General features: G+C 65.8%; 16 protein-coding genes. 10 read left to right on the top strand and 6 right to left on the bottom strand.

Features of this window, described 5'->3' with window-relative positions; translation table 11 throughout:
- The first annotated feature begins 125 nt into the window (after window positions 1-125).
- The 4 genes from ACFOYU_RS01720 to ACFOYU_RS01705 are packed head-to-tail and all read left to right on the top strand — an operon-like array spanning window position 126 to window position 3,979.
- On the top strand, window positions 126-2,279 hold the full coding sequence (locus ACFOYU_RS01720) for a TonB-dependent hemoglobin/transferrin/lactoferrin family receptor (RefSeq protein ID WP_377032204.1): 2,154 nt from the start codon (window positions 126-128) through the stop codon (window positions 2,277-2,279).
- A 34-nt stretch (window positions 2,280-2,313) separates the two neighbouring features.
- Window positions 2,314-2,652: an antibiotic biosynthesis monooxygenase gene (locus tag ACFOYU_RS01715; RefSeq protein WP_226737850.1), complete on the top strand. Its 339-nt coding sequence runs from the start codon at window positions 2,314-2,316 to the stop codon at window positions 2,650-2,652.
- Between the two features lie 53 nt (window positions 2,653-2,705).
- Window positions 2,706-3,182, top strand: a complete 477-nt coding sequence (hutX, locus tag ACFOYU_RS01710; RefSeq protein ID WP_377032480.1) for a heme utilization cystosolic carrier protein HutX — start codon at window positions 2,706-2,708, stop codon at window positions 3,180-3,182.
- Between the two features lie 38 nt (window positions 3,183-3,220).
- The gene (locus ACFOYU_RS01705) at window positions 3,221-3,979 is read left to right on the top strand and encodes a HugZ family protein (protein WP_377032203.1); all 759 of its coding nucleotides are present in this window, start codon (window positions 3,221-3,223) and stop codon (window positions 3,977-3,979) included.
- Window positions 3,980-3,984: 5 nt separating this feature from the next.
- On the opposite strand, the gene ACFOYU_RS01700 is transcribed toward ACFOYU_RS01705, so the two are convergent.
- The 6 genes from ACFOYU_RS01700 to ACFOYU_RS01675 form a co-directional block, all read right to left on the bottom strand.
- The gene (locus ACFOYU_RS01700) at window positions 3,985-5,508 is read right to left on the bottom strand and encodes a carboxypeptidase M32 (protein WP_377032202.1); all 1,524 of its coding nucleotides are present in this window, start codon (window positions 5,506-5,508) and stop codon (window positions 3,985-3,987) included.
- Between the two features lie 18 nt (window positions 5,509-5,526).
- Window positions 5,527-6,531 carry an ABC transporter ATP-binding protein gene (locus tag ACFOYU_RS01695; RefSeq protein ID WP_377032201.1) on the bottom strand — a complete coding sequence of 335 codons (1,005 nt, stop codon included), beginning with the start codon at window positions 6,529-6,531 and terminating at the stop codon, window positions 5,527-5,529.
- Window positions 6,483-7,502: an ABC transporter ATP-binding protein gene (locus ACFOYU_RS01690; RefSeq protein WP_377032200.1), complete on the bottom strand. Its 1,020-nt coding sequence runs from the start codon at window positions 7,500-7,502 to the stop codon at window positions 6,483-6,485. Before ACFOYU_RS01690 ends, ACFOYU_RS01695 begins: the two co-directional genes overlap by 49 nt.
- Window positions 7,499-8,410, bottom strand: coding sequence for an ABC transporter permease (locus tag ACFOYU_RS01685; RefSeq protein WP_226737862.1), 912 nt, complete (start codon window positions 8,408-8,410; stop codon window positions 7,499-7,501). The genes ACFOYU_RS01690 and ACFOYU_RS01685 overlap by 4 nt, the downstream gene beginning before the upstream one ends.
- The gene (locus tag ACFOYU_RS01680; RefSeq protein WP_377032199.1) at window positions 8,407-9,381 is read right to left on the bottom strand and encodes an ABC transporter permease; all 975 of its coding nucleotides are present in this window, start codon (window positions 9,379-9,381) and stop codon (window positions 8,407-8,409) included. The genes ACFOYU_RS01685 and ACFOYU_RS01680 overlap by 4 nt, the downstream gene beginning before the upstream one ends.
- A gap of 164 nt (window positions 9,382-9,545) precedes the next feature.
- On the bottom strand, window positions 9,546-11,126 hold the full coding sequence (locus ACFOYU_RS01675) for an ABC transporter substrate-binding protein (RefSeq protein ID WP_377032198.1): 1,581 nt from the start codon (window positions 11,124-11,126) through the stop codon (window positions 9,546-9,548).
- Window positions 11,127-11,222: 96 nt separating this feature from the next.
- Between ACFOYU_RS01675 and ACFOYU_RS01670 the strand changes: the two genes are divergently transcribed.
- From ACFOYU_RS01670 to ACFOYU_RS01645, 6 genes are read left to right on the top strand one after another with little or no spacing between them, the layout of a single operon-like run.
- On the top strand, window positions 11,223-12,299 hold the full coding sequence (locus tag ACFOYU_RS01670) for a GntR family transcriptional regulator (protein ID WP_377032197.1): 1,077 nt from the start codon (window positions 11,223-11,225) through the stop codon (window positions 12,297-12,299).
- Window positions 12,296-12,991, top strand: coding sequence for a creatininase family protein (locus ACFOYU_RS01665; protein WP_377032196.1), 696 nt, complete (start codon window positions 12,296-12,298; stop codon window positions 12,989-12,991). The genes ACFOYU_RS01670 and ACFOYU_RS01665 overlap by 4 nt, the downstream gene beginning before the upstream one ends.
- Window positions 12,991-14,007 carry a ketopantoate reductase family protein gene (locus tag ACFOYU_RS01660; protein WP_377032195.1) on the top strand — a complete coding sequence of 339 codons (1,017 nt, stop codon included), beginning with the start codon at window positions 12,991-12,993 and terminating at the stop codon, window positions 14,005-14,007. Before ACFOYU_RS01665 ends, ACFOYU_RS01660 begins: the two co-directional genes overlap by 1 nt.
- On the top strand, window positions 14,004-14,759 hold the full coding sequence (locus tag ACFOYU_RS01655) for an SDR family NAD(P)-dependent oxidoreductase (RefSeq protein ID WP_377032194.1): 756 nt from the start codon (window positions 14,004-14,006) through the stop codon (window positions 14,757-14,759). Before ACFOYU_RS01660 ends, ACFOYU_RS01655 begins: the two co-directional genes overlap by 4 nt.
- Before the next feature lie 50 nt (window positions 14,760-14,809).
- Entirely contained in the window at window positions 14,810-15,709 is a 900-nt protein-coding gene (locus ACFOYU_RS01650) for a polysaccharide deacetylase (protein ID WP_377032193.1), read from the top strand.
- A complete protein-coding gene (locus tag ACFOYU_RS01645; RefSeq protein ID WP_226737879.1) occupies window positions 15,709-16,758 on the top strand; it encodes a P1 family peptidase in 1,050 nt (349 codons plus the stop codon). The genes ACFOYU_RS01650 and ACFOYU_RS01645 overlap by 1 nt, the downstream gene beginning before the upstream one ends.
- Window positions 16,759-16,762 lie beyond the last annotated feature (4 nt).

Below are 16,762 nucleotides of genomic sequence, written 5' to 3'. Positions count from 1 at the left end.
ATTTGAGTATCGGATGCAAACCCTCTTCGATGGAAGCGGGCCGTTAGCCAGCCAGCGTGAGTTCGATTTCTCCGCGAGCCAGCCAGTCACGAAAAAGAACATCATGAAAGACTGGGATCGTCAGGATGATTACCTTCCTGCGCGAAGGCCTTCGCGCGTCCACCTCGCCTCTCGCCCTTCTCGTCCTCGCGCCGCTCGCCGGCACGCCTCTGGCCTCGGTCGCCCAGGCGCAGAGCGCCTCTTCCGAGCCCGTCGTGCAGAGCGAGGGTGATACCCTGATGCTCGATACGATCACGGTGACCTCCGGCAAAACCGAGGACAGGGTGATCAACGATCTGGCGGGATCGAGCGTCGTCACACGCCGGCAGATCGACCTTCTCCAATCCTCGCGCGTGTCCGACGTCCTTCAGGGCGTGCCCGGTGTGGCGGTGCAGGAAACCGGAACGGATCCGGGGCAGGCCGTCAACATTCGCGGTCTTCAGGATTTCGGCCGCGTGAACGTGCTCGTGGACGGTGCGCGGCAGGATTACCAGGTGAGCGGCCATGGAGCGAACGGCACGTTCTACCTCGACCCTGAGCTGATCGGCCAGGTGGACGTGGTGCGCGGACCGGTCTCCACCGTCTACGGCTCGGGCGCCATCGGCGGCGTCGTGTCCTTCCGGACCAGGAATATCGACGACATCCTGAACCCTGACGAGACGTACGGCGCCGTGCAGAAGCTCGGCATCGGCACGAACGGAGCGGGCGTGCTCACCAACAGCATGGTCGGCGCGCGCATCGGAACGGCTGCGGACGTGTTCGGCCAGTTTCTGTATCGCAACACCAACAATTACCGCGACGGCGACGACAACAAGATCCTGGATTCCGATTCCGAGCTGACCGCAGGTCTGTTCAAGTTCAACCTCTACCCGGCCGACGGGCACACGGTGAGCGCATCCGCCCTGCTGCAGAACTACGATTTCACGAACAACGGCGATACCGGGAGAGGCACGAGGTTCAAGAACGACGTCACGGCCAATACCTATACGCTCGGCTACCGCTTCAGCCGGCCCGACATCCAGTGGTTCGACCTGAGCGTGAAGGGCTACTACACCACGACAGAGGACCGGAAGCGCGTCGTAACGCCAAGCTCGACCTACGGCTCGCTTGGCGTGCGGCCGGGCGCTCCCCTGACCTACAGCATGGAAACGGCGGGCTTCGACATCCACAACACGGCGCGGTTCGACACCTTCGGGCTCGGCCACGCTCTGACCCTCGGCATCGACGGCGCGCAGGACCAGGGCGAGACCAGCGACCGCGCCGGCGGCTATGGAGCGGCCTTCACGCCCTCCGGCGAGCGCAGGTTGTTCGGCGGCTTCATTCAGGACGAGGTGCGGATCACGCCATGGCTGCGCACCATAGGCGCCCTTCGGTTCGACAGCTACGAACTGAACGGCGGGGGCGTCAGCTCGGACGGATCGCGCGTCTCTCCCAAGATCACCGTGGGCGTGGAGCCCTTCAAGGGAATCGAGTTCTACGGCACCTACGCTGAAGGTTATCGCGCGCCGTCGATCACCGAAACCCTGATCCAGGGCGTCCACCCCTTCCCGATCTTCAACATCCTGCCGAACCCGACGCTGCGTCCCGAAGTCGCCCATAACCTGGAAGGCGGCGTCAACATCCAGTACGACGACCTCCTCAAGACCGGCGACAGCTTCCGTGCCAAGGTGGCGGCGTTCCACAACGAGATCGACGACTTTATCGATACCGTCGCGGTCGGGCCCGTCTACAACGTGCCGTTCATTCCCGGCATGCCGGCCAGCGCGTGCGTGTTCGCACCACATTTGTGCCAGATCGGCGTCCAGGACCAGCAGTACCAGAACATCGCCCAGGCGCGCCTGCAGGGAGCTGAGCTCGAAGCGGCCTACGATTGGGGCGGAGGCTTCGTCAGCCTCGCAGGCACGATCATCAGCGGCCGGAACGAGATCACGGGAGATCCGCTCAACTCCGTCGTCCCGAACCGGATCAGCACCACGCTCGGCTTCCGCTTCCTCGAGGACAAGCTCACCATCGGCACGCGCCTGACCTTCGTCGACGACACCAAGCCGACGGTTACCAATCCGACCAGGGGGTACGGACTGGTCGATCTCTTCGCCTCATACCGCTATGATGAGAACATCAGCGGCGACATCAGCATCCAGAACCTGTTCGACAGGCAATACACCCAATACCTGAACAGCAATGCGAGCCCGGGCCTGACAGCCAAGTTCGGCCTCACCGTCAAGTTCGCAAGCCGGTAGCCTGCCGCGCCAGATCGGAAAGGAGTTCGTTTCCATGTTCATCGCCATGAACCGCTTCAAGGTCCTGAAGGACGCAACGGCCGAGTTCGAGGAGCGCTGGCTTTCACGCGAAAGCTATCTTCACGAACTCGACGGCTTCGTCGAATTCCACATGCTGCGCGGCCCGGAGCGCGAGGATCACGTGCTCTACTCCTCGCACACAGTATGGGCCTCGAAGGCTCATTTCGAGGCATGGACCCGCTCCGACCAGTTTCGCGCCTCGCACACCCGCGCCAGCACCGGTGCCAACAAGCCGCTGACCCTCGGACACCCGGAATTCGAGGGTTTCGAGGTGATCCAGACCATCGGACGCCTGCCGAAGGCCGCGGAGTGAAGGCGGTGACGGCACTGTCAGAACCTGCACCCTCGGAGACCCGCATCCGGGACATGCTCGCCGCAAAGCCCGACGGCGTTCTCGAAGCGATTGCGGCCGATCTCGACGTTTCGCTGCAGAACGTCCTCGACTGCCTCCCCCCGGGCGCCGCCCTTCGTGCCGATGGCGGCGCCTTCGAGGATGTCTGGAGCGACCTGACGACCTGGGGCGACATCACCTTCGTGGTCCACACCCGCGACGGCGTGTTCGAATGCAAGGGCGGCATCCCGCCCGGAACCTTCGGGCGGGGCTATTTCAACATCCATGGGGACAGCCCCATCGGCGGCCACATCAGGGCCGAGAATTGCCGGTGGATCTATTTCGTGGACCGCCCGTTCTTCGGCAAGCGTTCCTGCTCCGTGCAGTTCATCAACAAGACGGGCGAGGCCATGTTCAAGGTCTTCGTCGGCCGGAACGAAGACCGAAGCCTCAAGGCGGATCAGGTCGCCCGGTTCGAGGCTTTGCGCGATCGGACGGCAGGCATCATATGATGCCTGTCGATTCAACGTCGTCGCGAGGGATGGAGAGCATGAAGGACCCGATCCTGCCGGTGGATGGTGAAGCCCGCCAGATCGCCAAGCACCTGATGCGGACGGCCCGATCGGGAGCGCTCGCCACCAACGACGCGGCCGGCGGCGTTCCCTTCGCCAGCCTCGTGGCGGTAGCGACCGACGTGGACGGCTCCCCGCTGATCCTCACGTCGCAGCTCTCGGCCCATACCAAACTTCTGGAGGCGGATGCCCGCTGCTCCCTGCTGCTCTCCTCCTCCGGCAAGGGCGACCCGCTCGCCCATCCGCGCGTCACGCTGCTTGCGGAGGCCCGACGCGTGGAACGGAGCTCGCCGGAAGGAGAACGCATCCGGCGCCGCTATCTGGCGCATCAGCCGAAGGCTTCACTCTATGTGGACTTTCCGGACTTCGCGTTCTGGCGCCTCGATATCGCGTCTGCGAGCCTCAATGGCGGCTTCGGGCGGGCCTACAGGATGGGCCGGGCCGACGTGCTGGCGCCCATGGACGGCCTCGACGGTCTCCTCGACCTGGAAGCGGACGCGGTGGAGCACATGAACGCCGACCATTCCGAGGCCGTAGCCCTCTATGCCACGAGGCTGTGCGGCGCTCGCGACGGCGCCTGGAGGCTCACCGGCATCGATCCCGAGGGACTTCTGCTGGCCCTCGGGGACGAAATCGTGCGCCTCACCTTTCCGGAACCCCTGACGGGCCCGGAAGAGTTGCGCCCCATGCTCGTGAGGCTGGCGCAGGACGCGCGCAACCGGAGCACGGCCGACTGAGGCCCCTAGCGGGCGTACTTCGCGTCGAGATAGGCGAGGTATGGCGCAGGATCGAGGCCGCGTCCCGTTTCCCGCTGGAGCAATTCGTCCCGCATGAAGCGGCGGCCATGCTGCCAGACCTTGCTGCGCAGCGCATCCGCCAATCCGGCATAGTCGCCGGCCGCGATGGCCGCGTCGAGGGAGGTATCCTCCCGGCGCAGGGTTTCCATGATCTGGGCCGCCATCACGTTGCCGATGGTGTAGGTCGGGAATGAGCCGATATAGCCGGTCGACCAGTGCACATCCTGCAGCACGCCGCGGGCATCGTCGGGCACGACGAGATCGAGGTCGCGCTTGATTGCGGCGTTCCATGCCGCCGGCAGGTCGGCCACCTTGAGCGAACCGTCCATGAGCGCGCATTCGATGTCGACGCGCAGCATGATGTGGAAATCGTAGGTCAGCTCGTCCGCCTCGACGCGGATGAAACCCGGCTCCACACGGGTGACCGCGCGGTAGAACTCTTCGGCGGTCACGTCTCCGAGCTGATCGGGGAAGTGCCGTTGCAGCTCCGGGAAGTGCAGCTGCCAGAAGGCGCGGCTGCGCACGATGTGGTTCTCCCACAGGCGCGACTGCGATTCATGCGCCCCGAAGCTCGTGCCGCCGACTGCGTAGAGGCCGACGAGATCCGTCGCGAGGGTCGTGCGGGTATAGGCCGGATCGACGCCCTGCTCGTAGAGGCCGTGCCCGGTCTCGTGGGCGGTCCCGAACAGGGAGGCGGGCAGGTAGTTGCGGTTATAGCGCGTGGTGATGCGCACGTCGTTGCGGGTGAACGAAACCTCGAACGGATGCACGGTCGTGTCGAGGCGCCCGCGGCTTAGGTCATAGCCGAGCTTTTCCGCCATGCGGAGGCCGAACGCCTTCTGCCCCTCCTCGGAAAAGTCGCGGAAGAGAAAGTCGGAACGCGGCGCGGGACGGGACCGGGCCGCGTCGAGGATCGGCTGCATTCCCGAGCGCAGCGTCGCGAAGAGGCGCTTGAGGCTCGAAGCTGTCTCGCCCGGCTCGTAGATCGACACCATGGCGTCGTAGGGATGCTCGCTCCAGCCGATGCAGTCGGCATAGGCGCGCGAAAGCTCCACCGTCCTGGAAAGGTGCGGCGCGAAGATGGAGAAGTCGCTCTTCGCACGGGCCTCGATCCAGGCGGACTGGGCTACGGTGCGAAGGGCCGCCCTCTCCTGGATGAGGGAGGCGGGCACCCGGCGGTGGTGCTCGAAGGCGTGGCGCGTCTGCGCCACGATGCGCCGCTCCGGGGCGTCCTCCGCCAATCCGGCGACGGCCTGCTCGGCCGCATCCAGGGCGGCTTCGGTCTCGGAAGACAGGAGAAGGTCGCGCGCGAGCCTGGTGAGGGTCGCGATCTGGTATCCGCGCGTCTCAGCCCCGCCCGGCGGCATCATGGTGCGGGAATCCCAGGTGAGAACCGACGTGGCGTTGAGCACGTCGTTCACGGCGGCGACACGCTCGTTGAGCGCAGCGATGGAAGCCTGTTGGGTCATGGGGTGCCGTTTCTTCGGTTATTCCGTACCGCCGGTGTTGAGATGGCAGGCCGAGAAGCGGCCGGGGCCGATGGCGGCAAGGGGCGGCGCCTCCCTTATGCAGCGGGGGCCTGCGAAGGGGCAGCGCGGATGGAAGTGGCAGCCGCTCGGCGGGTGGAGGGGCGACGGGATCTCGCCTGCGATGGGATGGAAGCTCTTGCGACCCACGCCGACCCGGGGAACGCTCTCGAAGAGGGCGCGGGTATAGGGATGGTTCGGCGCGGCGTAGAGCTCGGCGGTCGGCGCGAGTTCGACAATGCGCCCGAGATACATGATCGCGACGCGGTCGGAGACGTGGCGCACCACCCCGAGATCGTGGCTGATGAAGATCGCCGTCAGGTCGAGGTCCTGGCGCAGATCCATGAACAGGTTGAGCACCTGCGCCTGGATCGACACGTCGAGGGAGGCGACCGGCTCGTCGAGCACCAGGAGGTCGGGCTTCATGGCAAGCGCGCGGGCGATCGCGATGCGCTGGCGCTGACCCCCGGAGAACTGGTGAGGAAAGCGCCGGCGATAGCTCGGATCGAGGCCGACGCGGCCGAGGATGTCGGCCACGTAGGAATCCGCGTCGCGGGACTTCACGATCTTATGCGTGACGGGCCCTTCGGCCACCGTGTCGCCGATGCGCATGCGCGGGTTGAGGCTGGCGAAGGGGTCCTGATGCACCATCTGAACACGGGTCGTCAGCTTCTGCGTATGCCGCCCCTGCTCCCTGGCGACCGGCTTGTCCTGGAACAGGATCTTGCCGTCGCTCGGTGCGTAGATCCCGGCGACGATGCGGCCGAGGGTGGACTTGCCGCAGCCGGATTCGCCGACGAGGCCCACGACCTCGCCCTTGCGCACGCTGAGGCTGACGTCGCTCACGGCGCGGACGATTTCGGTCTTGCGTCCGGCCCCGATGACCCCGGCGATACGCTCGCCGAGGCTCGGGCGCTTTACGAAGCGCTTCGATACGTGGTCGATGTCGAGGAGAGCGGCTGACATGAATCGGTCTCAATCGGGTAATGGCAAAGGGCGGTGCGTCCGTCTCCGAAATCCTGGACGGGCGGCGTGGTCGTGCAGGCCGGTCCGGCCCTGAAGCAACGCGGCGCGAAGGCACAGCCCGCCGGAAGGTTGGCGAGGGAGGGGGTGGAGCCGGGAACCTGCGGCAATCTCGTTCCTGGCTCGTGCTCGGCCGGAACGGAGGCGAGAAGGCCCGCCGTGTAGGGATGGCGCGGTGCGGCGATCACGTCCGCCGCCGCACCGGTCTCCACGACGCGGCCGGCATACATGACGCAGATGTCGTCGGCGAGGCTCGACACCACGGCGAGATCGTGCGTCACCCACACGAAGGCCGTGCCGGTCTCATCCGCGAGGCGGCGGACCTCGGCGAGAATCTGGCCCTGGATCGACACGTCGAGCGCCGTGGTGGGCTCGTCCGCGATGATCACCGCCGGACTGTGCAGCAGCGCGATGGCGATGGCCACGCGCTGCCGCATGCCGCCGGAGAGCTGGTGCGGATAGGCGTCGAGCCGCTCCTCCGGGCTTGGGATGCCCACCTTGGCGAGCGCATCGCGCGCCCGGGCGCGGGCCGCTTTCTTGGACACCTTGTCGTGGGCGCGCACGGCCGCGATCATCTGGGTCCCGATCTTGAGAACCGGGTTCAGGGTCATCATCGGGTCCTGGAAGACCATGGCGATCTGCGCACCGCGAACGCGGCGGATAGCCTCGCCCTTGAGGCGGGTCAGATCCTGCCCGTTCAGCAGCACCTCGCCTCCGGCGATCTCGCCCGGGGCCTCGATGAGGCCGAGAATCGAGTAGCCGGTGACGCTCTTGCCGGAGCCGGATTCCCCCACGAGGCCGAGAATGCGGCCGCGCCCGACCTCGAAGCTGACGCCATCCACGGCCTTGAGGACACCGGCCCGCGTGTGGAACTGGGTTCGGAGATCTTTGACGCTCAGGACAGGCTTGCTCATCGGCTGCGCCTCGGGTTCAGGACGTGACGAACCTGATCGCCCACGAGATTGATGGCGACGACGGTCAGCATCAGTGCGATGCCGGGATAGATGGAGATCCAGTAGCGGCCCGAGAGCAGGAACTGGAAGCCGTTCGAAATGAGGGAGCCGAGCGAGGGCTGCGTCAGCGGAAGGCCGAGACCCAGGAACGACAGGGTCGCCTCGAGAGCGATCGAGTTCGCCACCTGCACGGTCGCCACCACGATCAGGGGCGGCAGCGCATTGGGAAGCAGGTGGCGGAAGAGCACCTGCCGCGCCGGAAGCGGGGTTGAGAGCGCGGCCTCGATGTAGTCCTTGCGCCGCTCCGCGCTCGCCGCACCGTGGGTGGTGCGGGCGAAGTAGGCATATTGCGCGGCGACCAGCGCCGTCACCAGCTGGGGCAGCCCCTGCCCCAGCATCGCCACGAGAACGAGGGCGAGCAGGATCGCCGGCAGCGAGAGCTGCAGGTCGATGACGCGCATGATGACCGCCTCGACGCGACCGCCGTAATAGGCGGCGACGAGCCCGACGGTGGCGCCGAGGACGAGCGCGAGCGTACCGGCCATGACACCGACGATGAGGCTCGTGCGCAGCCCGTAGAGGATGGCCGAGAACACGTCTCGGCCGGCCGCGTCGGTGCCGAGCCAATGGACATAGCCGCCGGAACCGACCTCGCCCGGCTCGAGTCGGGCGTCGAACAGGTCGAGCGTTTCCTGGTTGTAGGGGTCCTGGGGCGCCACGAGAGGCGCGAGAACCGCCATCAGGACGACGGAAACGATGACGATCAGAGCTGCAACGGCGGCGGGGTTTTGCTTGAAGTCCGACCAGAAATTGCCGAGCCGGACCCAGCGGGTCTCGACCGGAGCGGTAATGACGGGAGCGCTGCTCATGACGCGGCCTTTACACGGATGCGCGGATCGAGCTGGCCATAGATCAGATCGACGACGAGATTGATCACGACGAACAGGAACACCACGAGGATGAGGTAAGCGACCATCACGGGCCTATCGAGCACGGTGATGGAATCGATGATGAGCTTGCCCATGCCGGGCCAGTTGAACACGGTTTCGGTGACGACCGCGAAGGCGAGCGTCGAACCGAGTTCGAGACCGAATACGGTGACGATCGGAATCGAGATGTTCTTCAGGACGTGCAGGCCCACGACCTTGCCCTCGGAGAGCCCCTGAGCGCGGGCGAAGCGCACGTAGTCCGAGCTCATCACCTCGATGGTGCCTGCGCGGGTGAGGCGGATCAGGAGCCCGAGCTTGAACAGGGCGAGGTTGAACGCCGGCAGGATGATGTAGCTCCAGCCTTCCAGCGTAGTGATGGAGAGCGGCATGCCCAGCACCTCCGTCACCGGCCCCCGTCCGCCCGAGGGCAGCCAGCCGAGCTCGACCGCGAAGGTCATGATGAGCAGCAGCCCGACCCAGAAGGTCGGCACGCTGAAGCCGAGAACGGAGACGGCCATAATGACCCTGGCCGAGAGGGAATCCGGCTTGTAGCCGGCCCACAGCCCGAGCGGAATCCCGAGGCAGGTGGCGATCATCATCGCCGTGAGCGCCAGTTCGAGCGTCGCCGGGAAGCGGGACAGGATCAGGTTGAGTACGGGCAGCCGATAGATGAAGGACTCGCCGAGGTCGCCCTGCAGCAGGTTGCCCATGAAGACGAAATACTGCTCGATCAGAGGACGATCGAGGCCATAGCGCTGTATCAGCGCCTCGCGCAGGGCTTGGTCCGAGGCGGGATCGATCATCACGTCGATCGGGTTCCCGATGGCGTAGACGCCCAGGAACACGATGACCGACATCGCGATGATGACCATGAGCGCCTGAAGGACGCGCTGAATGAAAAAACCGATCATGCTGTCTCGTGCATGGCTTCAAATGAACAAGCAGGCGGACGGATGCGGGCCCACCTGCCCGAAATGCATCGTACAAAGACTTTCCGGCTTGGCCTCGATCCATAAGGACGCGGCCAAGCCGGAGAGAAGGCCGGCCGGACTGACCCGGCCGGCAGCGGTTGCGATCAGCTCTTCGGCTTGATCTCGTAGGCCAGGGTCTCCTGGTCGACGCGAGGCGGAATGGTGAGCTTGTCCTTCTTCGCGGCCCAGACCGTCTGGAGCTGAACCGTCGGGATCAGCGCGCGGTCGTTCATGGAGACTTCCGTCACCTTCTCGAACAGCTCGCGCCGCTTGGCGTCGTCCATGGTGCGGGCGCCTTCCTGGAGGAGCTTGTCCACCTCGGGGTTGGAGTAGCCCTGCTTGTTGAACGCGCCGAGGCCGAGCTCCGGGTTCGCCGTGTGCACCAGCGAGCCGTAGGTGTAGCTGGCTTCACCCGTCAGGGTGCCCCAGCCGCTCATCCACAGGGAGAACTCGCCCTTCTGCTGCGCCGGGAAGAACACCGTGCCGTTGAGCGCATTGGCGTTCACCTTCAGGCCTGCGCGCGCCCACATCTGCGAGAGCGCCTCGCACACCGCCGAGTCGCCCGGCAGGCGGTTGTTGGTGCAGTGGAAGTCGATCTCGAAGCCGTTCGGATAGCCCGCCTCCGCCAGCAGCTTCTTGGCCTTGGCGATGTCGTAGGGGCGCTCCGGCAGGTTCTTGTTGCCGCCGAAGAAGCTTGCCGGCATCAGCTGGTTGGCCGGGCGGCCCAGACCTTCGAGCACGACGCGCACGAGCGTCTTGCGGTCGATGGCGAGGTCCATGGCCTCACGCACCTTGGGATCGCGCAGCGGATTGGCGTCGATTTCCTTGCCGTCGACCTTCACCTTCTTCGGAAGGGTCTCCTTCACGTTCGGCGTGAGATTGAGGAAGTAGACCGAGTCGGCCACGAAGGTGTCGACCGACTTGTCCCGCTGCATCGCCGCGTAGTCGGTGGCGGGGACGTAGTTGACGAGATCGACCTGACCCGACTTCAGGGCGGCCATGCGCGCCGGATCGTTCGGGATCTCCTTACGGATCACCTTCTCCCACGGCTGCTTCTCGCCCCAATAGCCGTCGAAGCGCTCGAGAACGAGATCGCCCTTCGGCTCCCAGGAGACGAACTTGTAGGGGCCGGTGCCGATAGCGGCCTTGCCGGAGTTGAACTGCTCGTTGCGGGCGTCCATGCCGATGTTCTTCGACACCACGAAGAGGCGGATGAAGTCGTTCGGCAGGGTGGGCGCGGGCTTCTTCGTCTTCACGTGCAGGGTGTACTTGTCGGCGACCGACGTGGACTCGACCTGCTTCGTGTAGATCGTCATGCTCATCGGACCGGTCACCACGGGGATGCGGTCGATGGAGAATTTCACGTCCTCGGCGGTGAGCTCGGAGCCGTCATGGAATTTCACGCCCTCACGGATCTTGAACTCCCAGGTGGTGTCGTCAATCGGCTTCCAGGAGGTGGCGAGGCCGGGCTTCAGCCCGAGGTTCTCGTCCGACATGACGAGTGTATCGAAGATGTGGCGCAGGGCTTCCGCCTGGCTGCCCAGGGTCGACCAATGCGGATCGATGGAGTCGGGACCGGCGCGCAGACCCATGGTCAGCGTCTGCGCCGAAGCGGCGCCGCTGAGGGATGTTCCGAGAAGAAGGGCCGCGACCAGCGCCCCGCCGAGCTTGAAAGTTTGTTTCACTGCATATCCCCTCTTGCTAAGAACCTGACTTTTCGTCCAAGGTGTTCTTGTCGATTAGAACGGTAGGTCACCGCGTCAAACAAAGTCAACTGCGACGTGCTCAAAACTCAAACATCAGCTGCCGTTTCCGTAGGCAACCGTTATAGTGGAACGGAACAGACGCCCGAGGATCGTATCCTGGCCCGTCTTGCGAACGCGCTCGACCGCACGCTTCCCGTGCCTCTCGGCATCCAGCTGCGCGGCCTGATCGAGTTCGGCATCGCCCTGGGGGAACTGCCGACCGGCCAGCGCCTGCCATCCGTGCGCGAACTCGCCGAGCGTGCCGGCATCGCCAACATGACGGTCGCGACGGTTTATCGGGAATTGCGCGAGGCGGGGCTGATCGAGTCGCGTCCCGGCGCCGGCACCTATGTGGGCGACGGACATATCAGCGACGGCGTGCGCACCACGGCCATGCGGAAGATCCAGCAACGGATCGAGGCGCTTTTCGAAGAGGCCGAGCAGCTCGGGCTCGCCCCCACGGTGGTCTCGTCCCTCGTGAATGCCCGCGCCGCCCGCGGACGCACGGCGACCCGCCCGGTCCGGCTCGTGATGGTGGGGAACTTCGTCGATACGACCCAGCAATACGCGGATCGGATTCAGGACTATCTCGGCGCGGGCGACACGATCGCCGTGACCACCGTCGATGCCCTGCAGGCGGGCGATGCCTTCCCTCAGCCCTGCGATGTCTGCATCACCCTGGCCCACCGCCGCAGCGAAGTGGAGCACCTTGTCCCGACCGGCATTCCGGTCGTCGGTCTCAGCTTCATTCCGGCCGAGGAGACGCGCAAGCTTCTCGCCGCCATCGACCCGATGGCGCGTGTGGGCATCGTTTCGATCTTCCCCACCTTCATGGCCCTGATGAAGCCTGGCGTGCTGCGCTTCGCGCCCCATGTCTCCGAGGTCGACGTGCGCCTGATCACGGCTCCGGATTTCGAGGCCTTTCTCGGCTCGGTCGACGTCGCCATTTACGCCAGCGGCGCGGAGGCGAAGGTCAAGGCGTTCCTGCCGCCCGGCCGCCAGGCCATCGAATTCCGATACGTGCCCGATCCCCATGCCATCAGGCAGAGCCTGCTGCCGGTGATCGAACGGCTGCGTTCGGCAACGAATACCAACGAGGACCAACCTGCATGAAAATCAGCGAGATGAATTGGCTTCAGGTGGAGGATTACCTGAAGACGGACGACCGCGCCGTCGTGCCGCTCGGCTGCACCGAGCAGCACGCCTACCTGAGTCTCTCGGTCGACAGCATTCTCGCCGAGCGCGTGGCCCTGGAGGCGGCGGAGCCTCTCGGCGTGCCCGTGTTCCCCGTGGTGGCCTATGGCATCACGCCGTATTTCATGGCCTATCCGGGTACCGTGTCGCTGAAGGCGGACACCTATCTGCGCATCCTCACCGACATTCTCGATTCGCTGCGCCGCACAGGCTTCCGCCGCATCCTGTTCGTCAACGGCCACGGCGGCAACACGCCGGGCCACACCGCGGCCATCGAATGGATGGGCCAGAACCCGGATTGCCGCGTCAAGTTCCATAACTGGTGGAACGCGCCGCTCACCTTCGCGAAGGTGAAGGAGATCGACCCGGTCGCATCGCACGCCTCCTGGATGGAGAACTTCCCCTGGACGCGTCTTCCCAACATCGCCCAGCCCGACCACCAGAAGCCGATGGTCGATCTCGACCGCATGCGCACCTTCGGTCCGGACGGGGTGCGCGAGATCCTCGGCGACGGCAATTTCGGCGGACGCTATCAGCGGCCCGATGAGGAGATGGACGCGATCTGGTCCGTCGCCATCGCGGAAACCCGCACCCTGATCGAGAGCTGGTGATGAACGACGATACGATCCTGATCTGGGGCGCCGGCGCCATCGGCGGAACGCTGGGCGCCTATCTGACCCGCGCGGGCGAGGACGTGCTGCTCGTCGACATCGTCGGGCCTCATGTGGACGCCATGAACAAGGACGGCCTCGCCATCGAAGGGCCCGTCGAAACCTTCCGGCAATCTGTCCGCGCCGTGACGCCGGACCAGGTGTCCGGCCGGTTCAGGCGCATCATCCTCGCCGTGAAGGCGCACCATACCCGCGATGCCGCCCGCGCGCTCAAGCCGCACCTGACCGACGACGGCTCGGTGCTGTCGGCGCAGAACGGATTGAACGAACTTGTCATCGCCGAGGAAATCGGGGCGGAGCGCACGGTCGGCTGCTTCGTCAATTTCGGCGCGGATTGGCTCGAGCCGGGCCGCATCCTGTTCGGCAACCGCGCCGCGGTCGCCATCGGCGAGATCGACGAACGCGTCACGGAGCGCGCGAAGGATTATCACCGCCTGCTCTCCATCTTCGAGCCGCAGGCCGTGCTGACCGACAACATCTGGGGCTATCTCTGGGGCAAGCTGGGTTACGGCGCCCTGCTCTTCGCCACGGCGCTCACCAACGAGACCATGTCGGACAATCTCGCCTCCGAGAAGCACTTCCCCGTGTTTCACCGCCTCGGCCAGGAGGTCATGGCGGTCGCGAAGGCGCGCGGCGTCAGGCCGCTCGGCTTCAACGGCTTCGACCCCGACGCCTTCATGCCGGGCGCCGACGAGGAGGCCGCACGCCGCTCCGTCGCCGCCATGGCGGAGTTCAACCGCCACACCGCCAAGACCCATTCGGGCATCTGGCGCGATCTCGCCGTGCGCAAGCGCAAGACGGAGGTCGATGCGCAGATCGCGATCATCGCCACCCTCGGCACCGAGGCCGGCATTGCGACGCCCACCGTCTCCCGGCTCGTCGACCTCATCCACGACATCGAGGACGGACGCCGCGAACAATCCTGGTCCACCCTCGATCTGATGCTCGAATCATGAAGCTCGATTTCACGAACCGCCGCGCCGTCGTCACCGGCGCCGCCCAAGGCATTGGGCGCTCCATCGTTCAGGCTCTGGCGGCCGAGGGCGCCCAGGTCTGGGCCCTCGACCTCGATGCGGAGGGCCTGCGCGTCGCCGCCGAGGCCGGTGCCAAGGCCACCCGCACCCTGGACCTCGCCGACCGCGCCGCCGTGGCCCAGGTGATGGACGAGATGGCCGAGAGCCTCGGCGGCATCGACATTCTGGTCAACTGCGCCGGCGGCGTGCGCGGCCAGGTGGCGAGGCCGATCGAACAGGTGAGCGAGCAGGACTGGCTCGTGCTGTTCGAGGCCAACGTGCATGGCGCCTTCTGGTGTTCGCAGGGCGTGGCACCTCACATGAAGCGCCAGGGCTTCGGGCGGATCGTCAACATCTCGTCCGGTGCCGGGCTTCGCCCCAGCCTTACGGGCATTCAGGCCTACACGGCTTCGAAACATGCTCTCGTCGGACTGACGAAGCAGCTGAGCTTCGAGCTCGGCCCCCATGGGGTCACCGTCAACAGCGTGGCGCCCGGTTTCGTCCTGTCCAACCCCGCCACGCAGCGCCAGTGGGAAAGCTACGGTCCCGAAGGCCAGGCGCGGCTGGTGGAGAGCATCCACACCCGCCGCCTCGGCCGTCCGCAGGACATCGCCGATGCCGTGATGTTCCTTGCTTCCGATGCCGCCGGCTGGATCTCCGGGCAGATCATTTCCGTCGATGGCGGACGCTCCTGAAACAGCGCGCCGCACCTTCAACAGAACGTAACGAATTCCGAGGAAACCCCATGAACGACATCGGCCTCAGCCAGCCCTGGACCTGGGACGAGAATACCTGGCGCAGCAAGGTGGAACACGTGCGCGCCGGCCGTCCCATGAAACCGGCGCGCTGGAAGAACGGCGCCCGGTGTGCCGTGGCGCTCTCCTTCGACTCGGATCACGAAACCAACGAGCTGCGCGACGGCGGCAAGTCCATCGGCCGCATGTCTCAGGGACAGTACGGCAATCGGCAGGGCGTTCCGCGCATTCTCAATGCGCTCGCGAAGTATGACGCCAAGGCCACCTTCTTCGTCCCGGCCGTGGCCGCCCTGCTCTACGAGGACGAGCAGCGCCGCGTGGTGGCGGAAGGCCACGAGATCGGCATTCACGGCTGGATCCATGAGCTCAACAGCCAGCTTCCCTACGAGATCGAGCGCGACCTGATGTTCCGCGCCGCCGACACGCTGGAACGCATCACGGGCGTGCGTCCGGTAGGATTGCGGACGCCGTCCTGGGACTTCAGCGCCGACACGCTGCGGATCGAGCGCGAGCTCGGCCTGCTCTACGATTCGTCCCTCATGGCGGACGACGACCCTTACGAACTGGTGGAGAAAGGCGAGCCGACCGGCATCGTCGAGCTTCCGGTGGAGTGGATCCGCGACGACGCGGTCTATTTCAACATGCACCGCTTCAACGGCCTGCGCCCGCACACGCCGCCGACCGCCGTCTACGACATCTTCTTCCGTGAATTCGAGCGCGCGTACGAGGAGGGCGGCCTGTTCCTCCTCACCATGCATCCGCACGTGACCGGATACCGCTCGCGTATCTGGATCCTGGAAAAGCTCCTGGAAGAGATCACTCAGCGCTCCGACGTGTGGATCGCGACCCATGCGGAAATCGCGGCCTACGTGAAACAGGAATGTCCCTGATGAGCACGGGGCGCCGCGCTCGCGATCTCGGCCTCGCCTGCGGCTCCCTGCCTGCGGGCGAGCGCAACAGCATCTGTGACGTGCCGGGCGTGCGGGTGGGCCATCGCACGCTGAATCACGGCGACATCCGCACCGGCGTCACGGCGGTCCTTCCTCACGAGGGGAATCTCTACCGGGAAAAGCCGGTCGCCGCCGTCCATGTGCTCAACGGCTTCGGCAAGAGCGCCGGGCTGGTGCAGGTGGAGGAACTGGGCACTATCGAGACGCCGCTGCTTCTCACCAACACCCTGTCGGTGGGAACCTGCTGCACGACGCTCGTGCGCCATGCCATCGCGAACAATCCCGATATCGGCCGTGAGACGGCGACGGTGAACCCGGTCGTGCTCGAGTGCAACGACGGGTTCCTCAACGATATCCAGGCGCTTGCGGTGACCGAAGCCGATGCGCAGGCGGCTCTCGACGACGCCTCGCCCGATTTCGCCGTCGGCGCGGTGGGCGCCGGCTGCGGCATGAGCACCTTCGGCTTCAAGGGCGGGATCGGAACGTCGTCGCGGAGACTGGACCTCGACGGACGTCCGTTTCATCTCGGCGTTCTGGTGCTGTCCAATTTCGGGCGCTCCGGCGATCTGCGCCTACCCGACGGCACCCGCGTGTCTCCTGACGCCGTACCCGAACCGGCGGCAGCCGAAAAAGGCTCCATCATCATCATCACGGCAACCGACATTCCCCTGAGCGACCGGCAGCTCAGGCGCGTCATCCGCCGTGCCGGCGTGGGGCTTGCGCGGCTCGGCTCCTTCTGGGGTCACGGCAGCGGCGATATCGCCCTCGGCTTCTCCACCGCCAATCGCGTGTCGCATGACGAGAAGGCCGACCTCGCGACGATCGGCATTCTCAACGAGAACCGCATCGATCTGCTCTTCGAGGCGATGGCGGACGCCACCCAGGAGGCGGTGCTCGACGCACTCGTGGCGGCAGGCCCCATGACGGGCCGCGCGGGCCATCACCGCCCCAGCCTCGCCGACGCCCTGAAACACCTGTCCTCAACCTAGGTCC

Origin of the sequence: Microvirga sp. GCM10011540 (genome assembly GCF_042650665.1) — a bacterium.
Classification (GTDB): domain Bacteria; phylum Pseudomonadota; class Alphaproteobacteria; order Rhizobiales; family Beijerinckiaceae; genus Microvirga; species Microvirga lenta.
This window is presented reverse-complemented; position numbering and strand designations above follow the sequence as displayed.

What these genes read in the sequence shown, in the direction of transcription:
- ACFOYU_RS01685 (WP_226737862.1), bottom strand. Translation starts at nt 8,410, where the DNA reads ATGAGCAGCGCTCCCGTCATTACCGCTCCGGTCGAGACCCGCTGGGTC.
- ACFOYU_RS01700 (WP_377032202.1), bottom strand. Translation starts at nt 5,508, where the DNA reads ATGACCCAACAGGCTTCCATCGCTGCGCTCAACGAGCGTGTCGCCGCC.
- ACFOYU_RS01665 (WP_377032196.1), top strand. Translation starts at nt 12,296, where the DNA reads ATGAAAATCAGCGAGATGAATTGGCTTCAGGTGGAGGATTACCTGAAG.
- ACFOYU_RS01645 (WP_226737879.1), top strand. Translation starts at nt 15,709, where the DNA reads ATGAGCACGGGGCGCCGCGCTCGCGATCTCGGCCTCGCCTGCGGCTCC.
- ACFOYU_RS01690 (WP_377032200.1), bottom strand. Translation starts at nt 7,502, where the DNA reads ATGAGCAAGCCTGTCCTGAGCGTCAAAGATCTCCGAACCCAGTTCCAC.
- ACFOYU_RS01650 (WP_377032193.1), top strand. Translation starts at nt 14,810, where the DNA reads ATGAACGACATCGGCCTCAGCCAGCCCTGGACCTGGGACGAGAATACC.
- ACFOYU_RS01660 (WP_377032195.1), top strand. Translation starts at nt 12,991, where the DNA reads ATGAACGACGATACGATCCTGATCTGGGGCGCCGGCGCCATCGGCGGA.
- ACFOYU_RS01695 (WP_377032201.1), bottom strand. Translation starts at nt 6,531, where the DNA reads ATGTCAGCCGCTCTCCTCGACATCGACCACGTATCGAAGCGCTTCGTA.
- ACFOYU_RS01680 (WP_377032199.1), bottom strand. Translation starts at nt 9,381, where the DNA reads ATGATCGGTTTTTTCATTCAGCGCGTCCTTCAGGCGCTCATGGTCATC.
- ACFOYU_RS01655 (WP_377032194.1), top strand. Translation starts at nt 14,004, where the DNA reads ATGAAGCTCGATTTCACGAACCGCCGCGCCGTCGTCACCGGCGCCGCC.
- ACFOYU_RS01715 (WP_226737850.1), top strand. Translation starts at nt 2,314, where the DNA reads ATGTTCATCGCCATGAACCGCTTCAAGGTCCTGAAGGACGCAACGGCC.
- ACFOYU_RS01705 (WP_377032203.1), top strand. Translation starts at nt 3,221, where the DNA reads ATGAAGGACCCGATCCTGCCGGTGGATGGTGAAGCCCGCCAGATCGCC.
- hutX (WP_377032480.1), top strand. Translation starts at nt 2,706, where the DNA reads ATGCTCGCCGCAAAGCCCGACGGCGTTCTCGAAGCGATTGCGGCCGAT.
- ACFOYU_RS01720 (WP_377032204.1), top strand. Translation starts at nt 126, where the DNA reads ATGATTACCTTCCTGCGCGAAGGCCTTCGCGCGTCCACCTCGCCTCTC.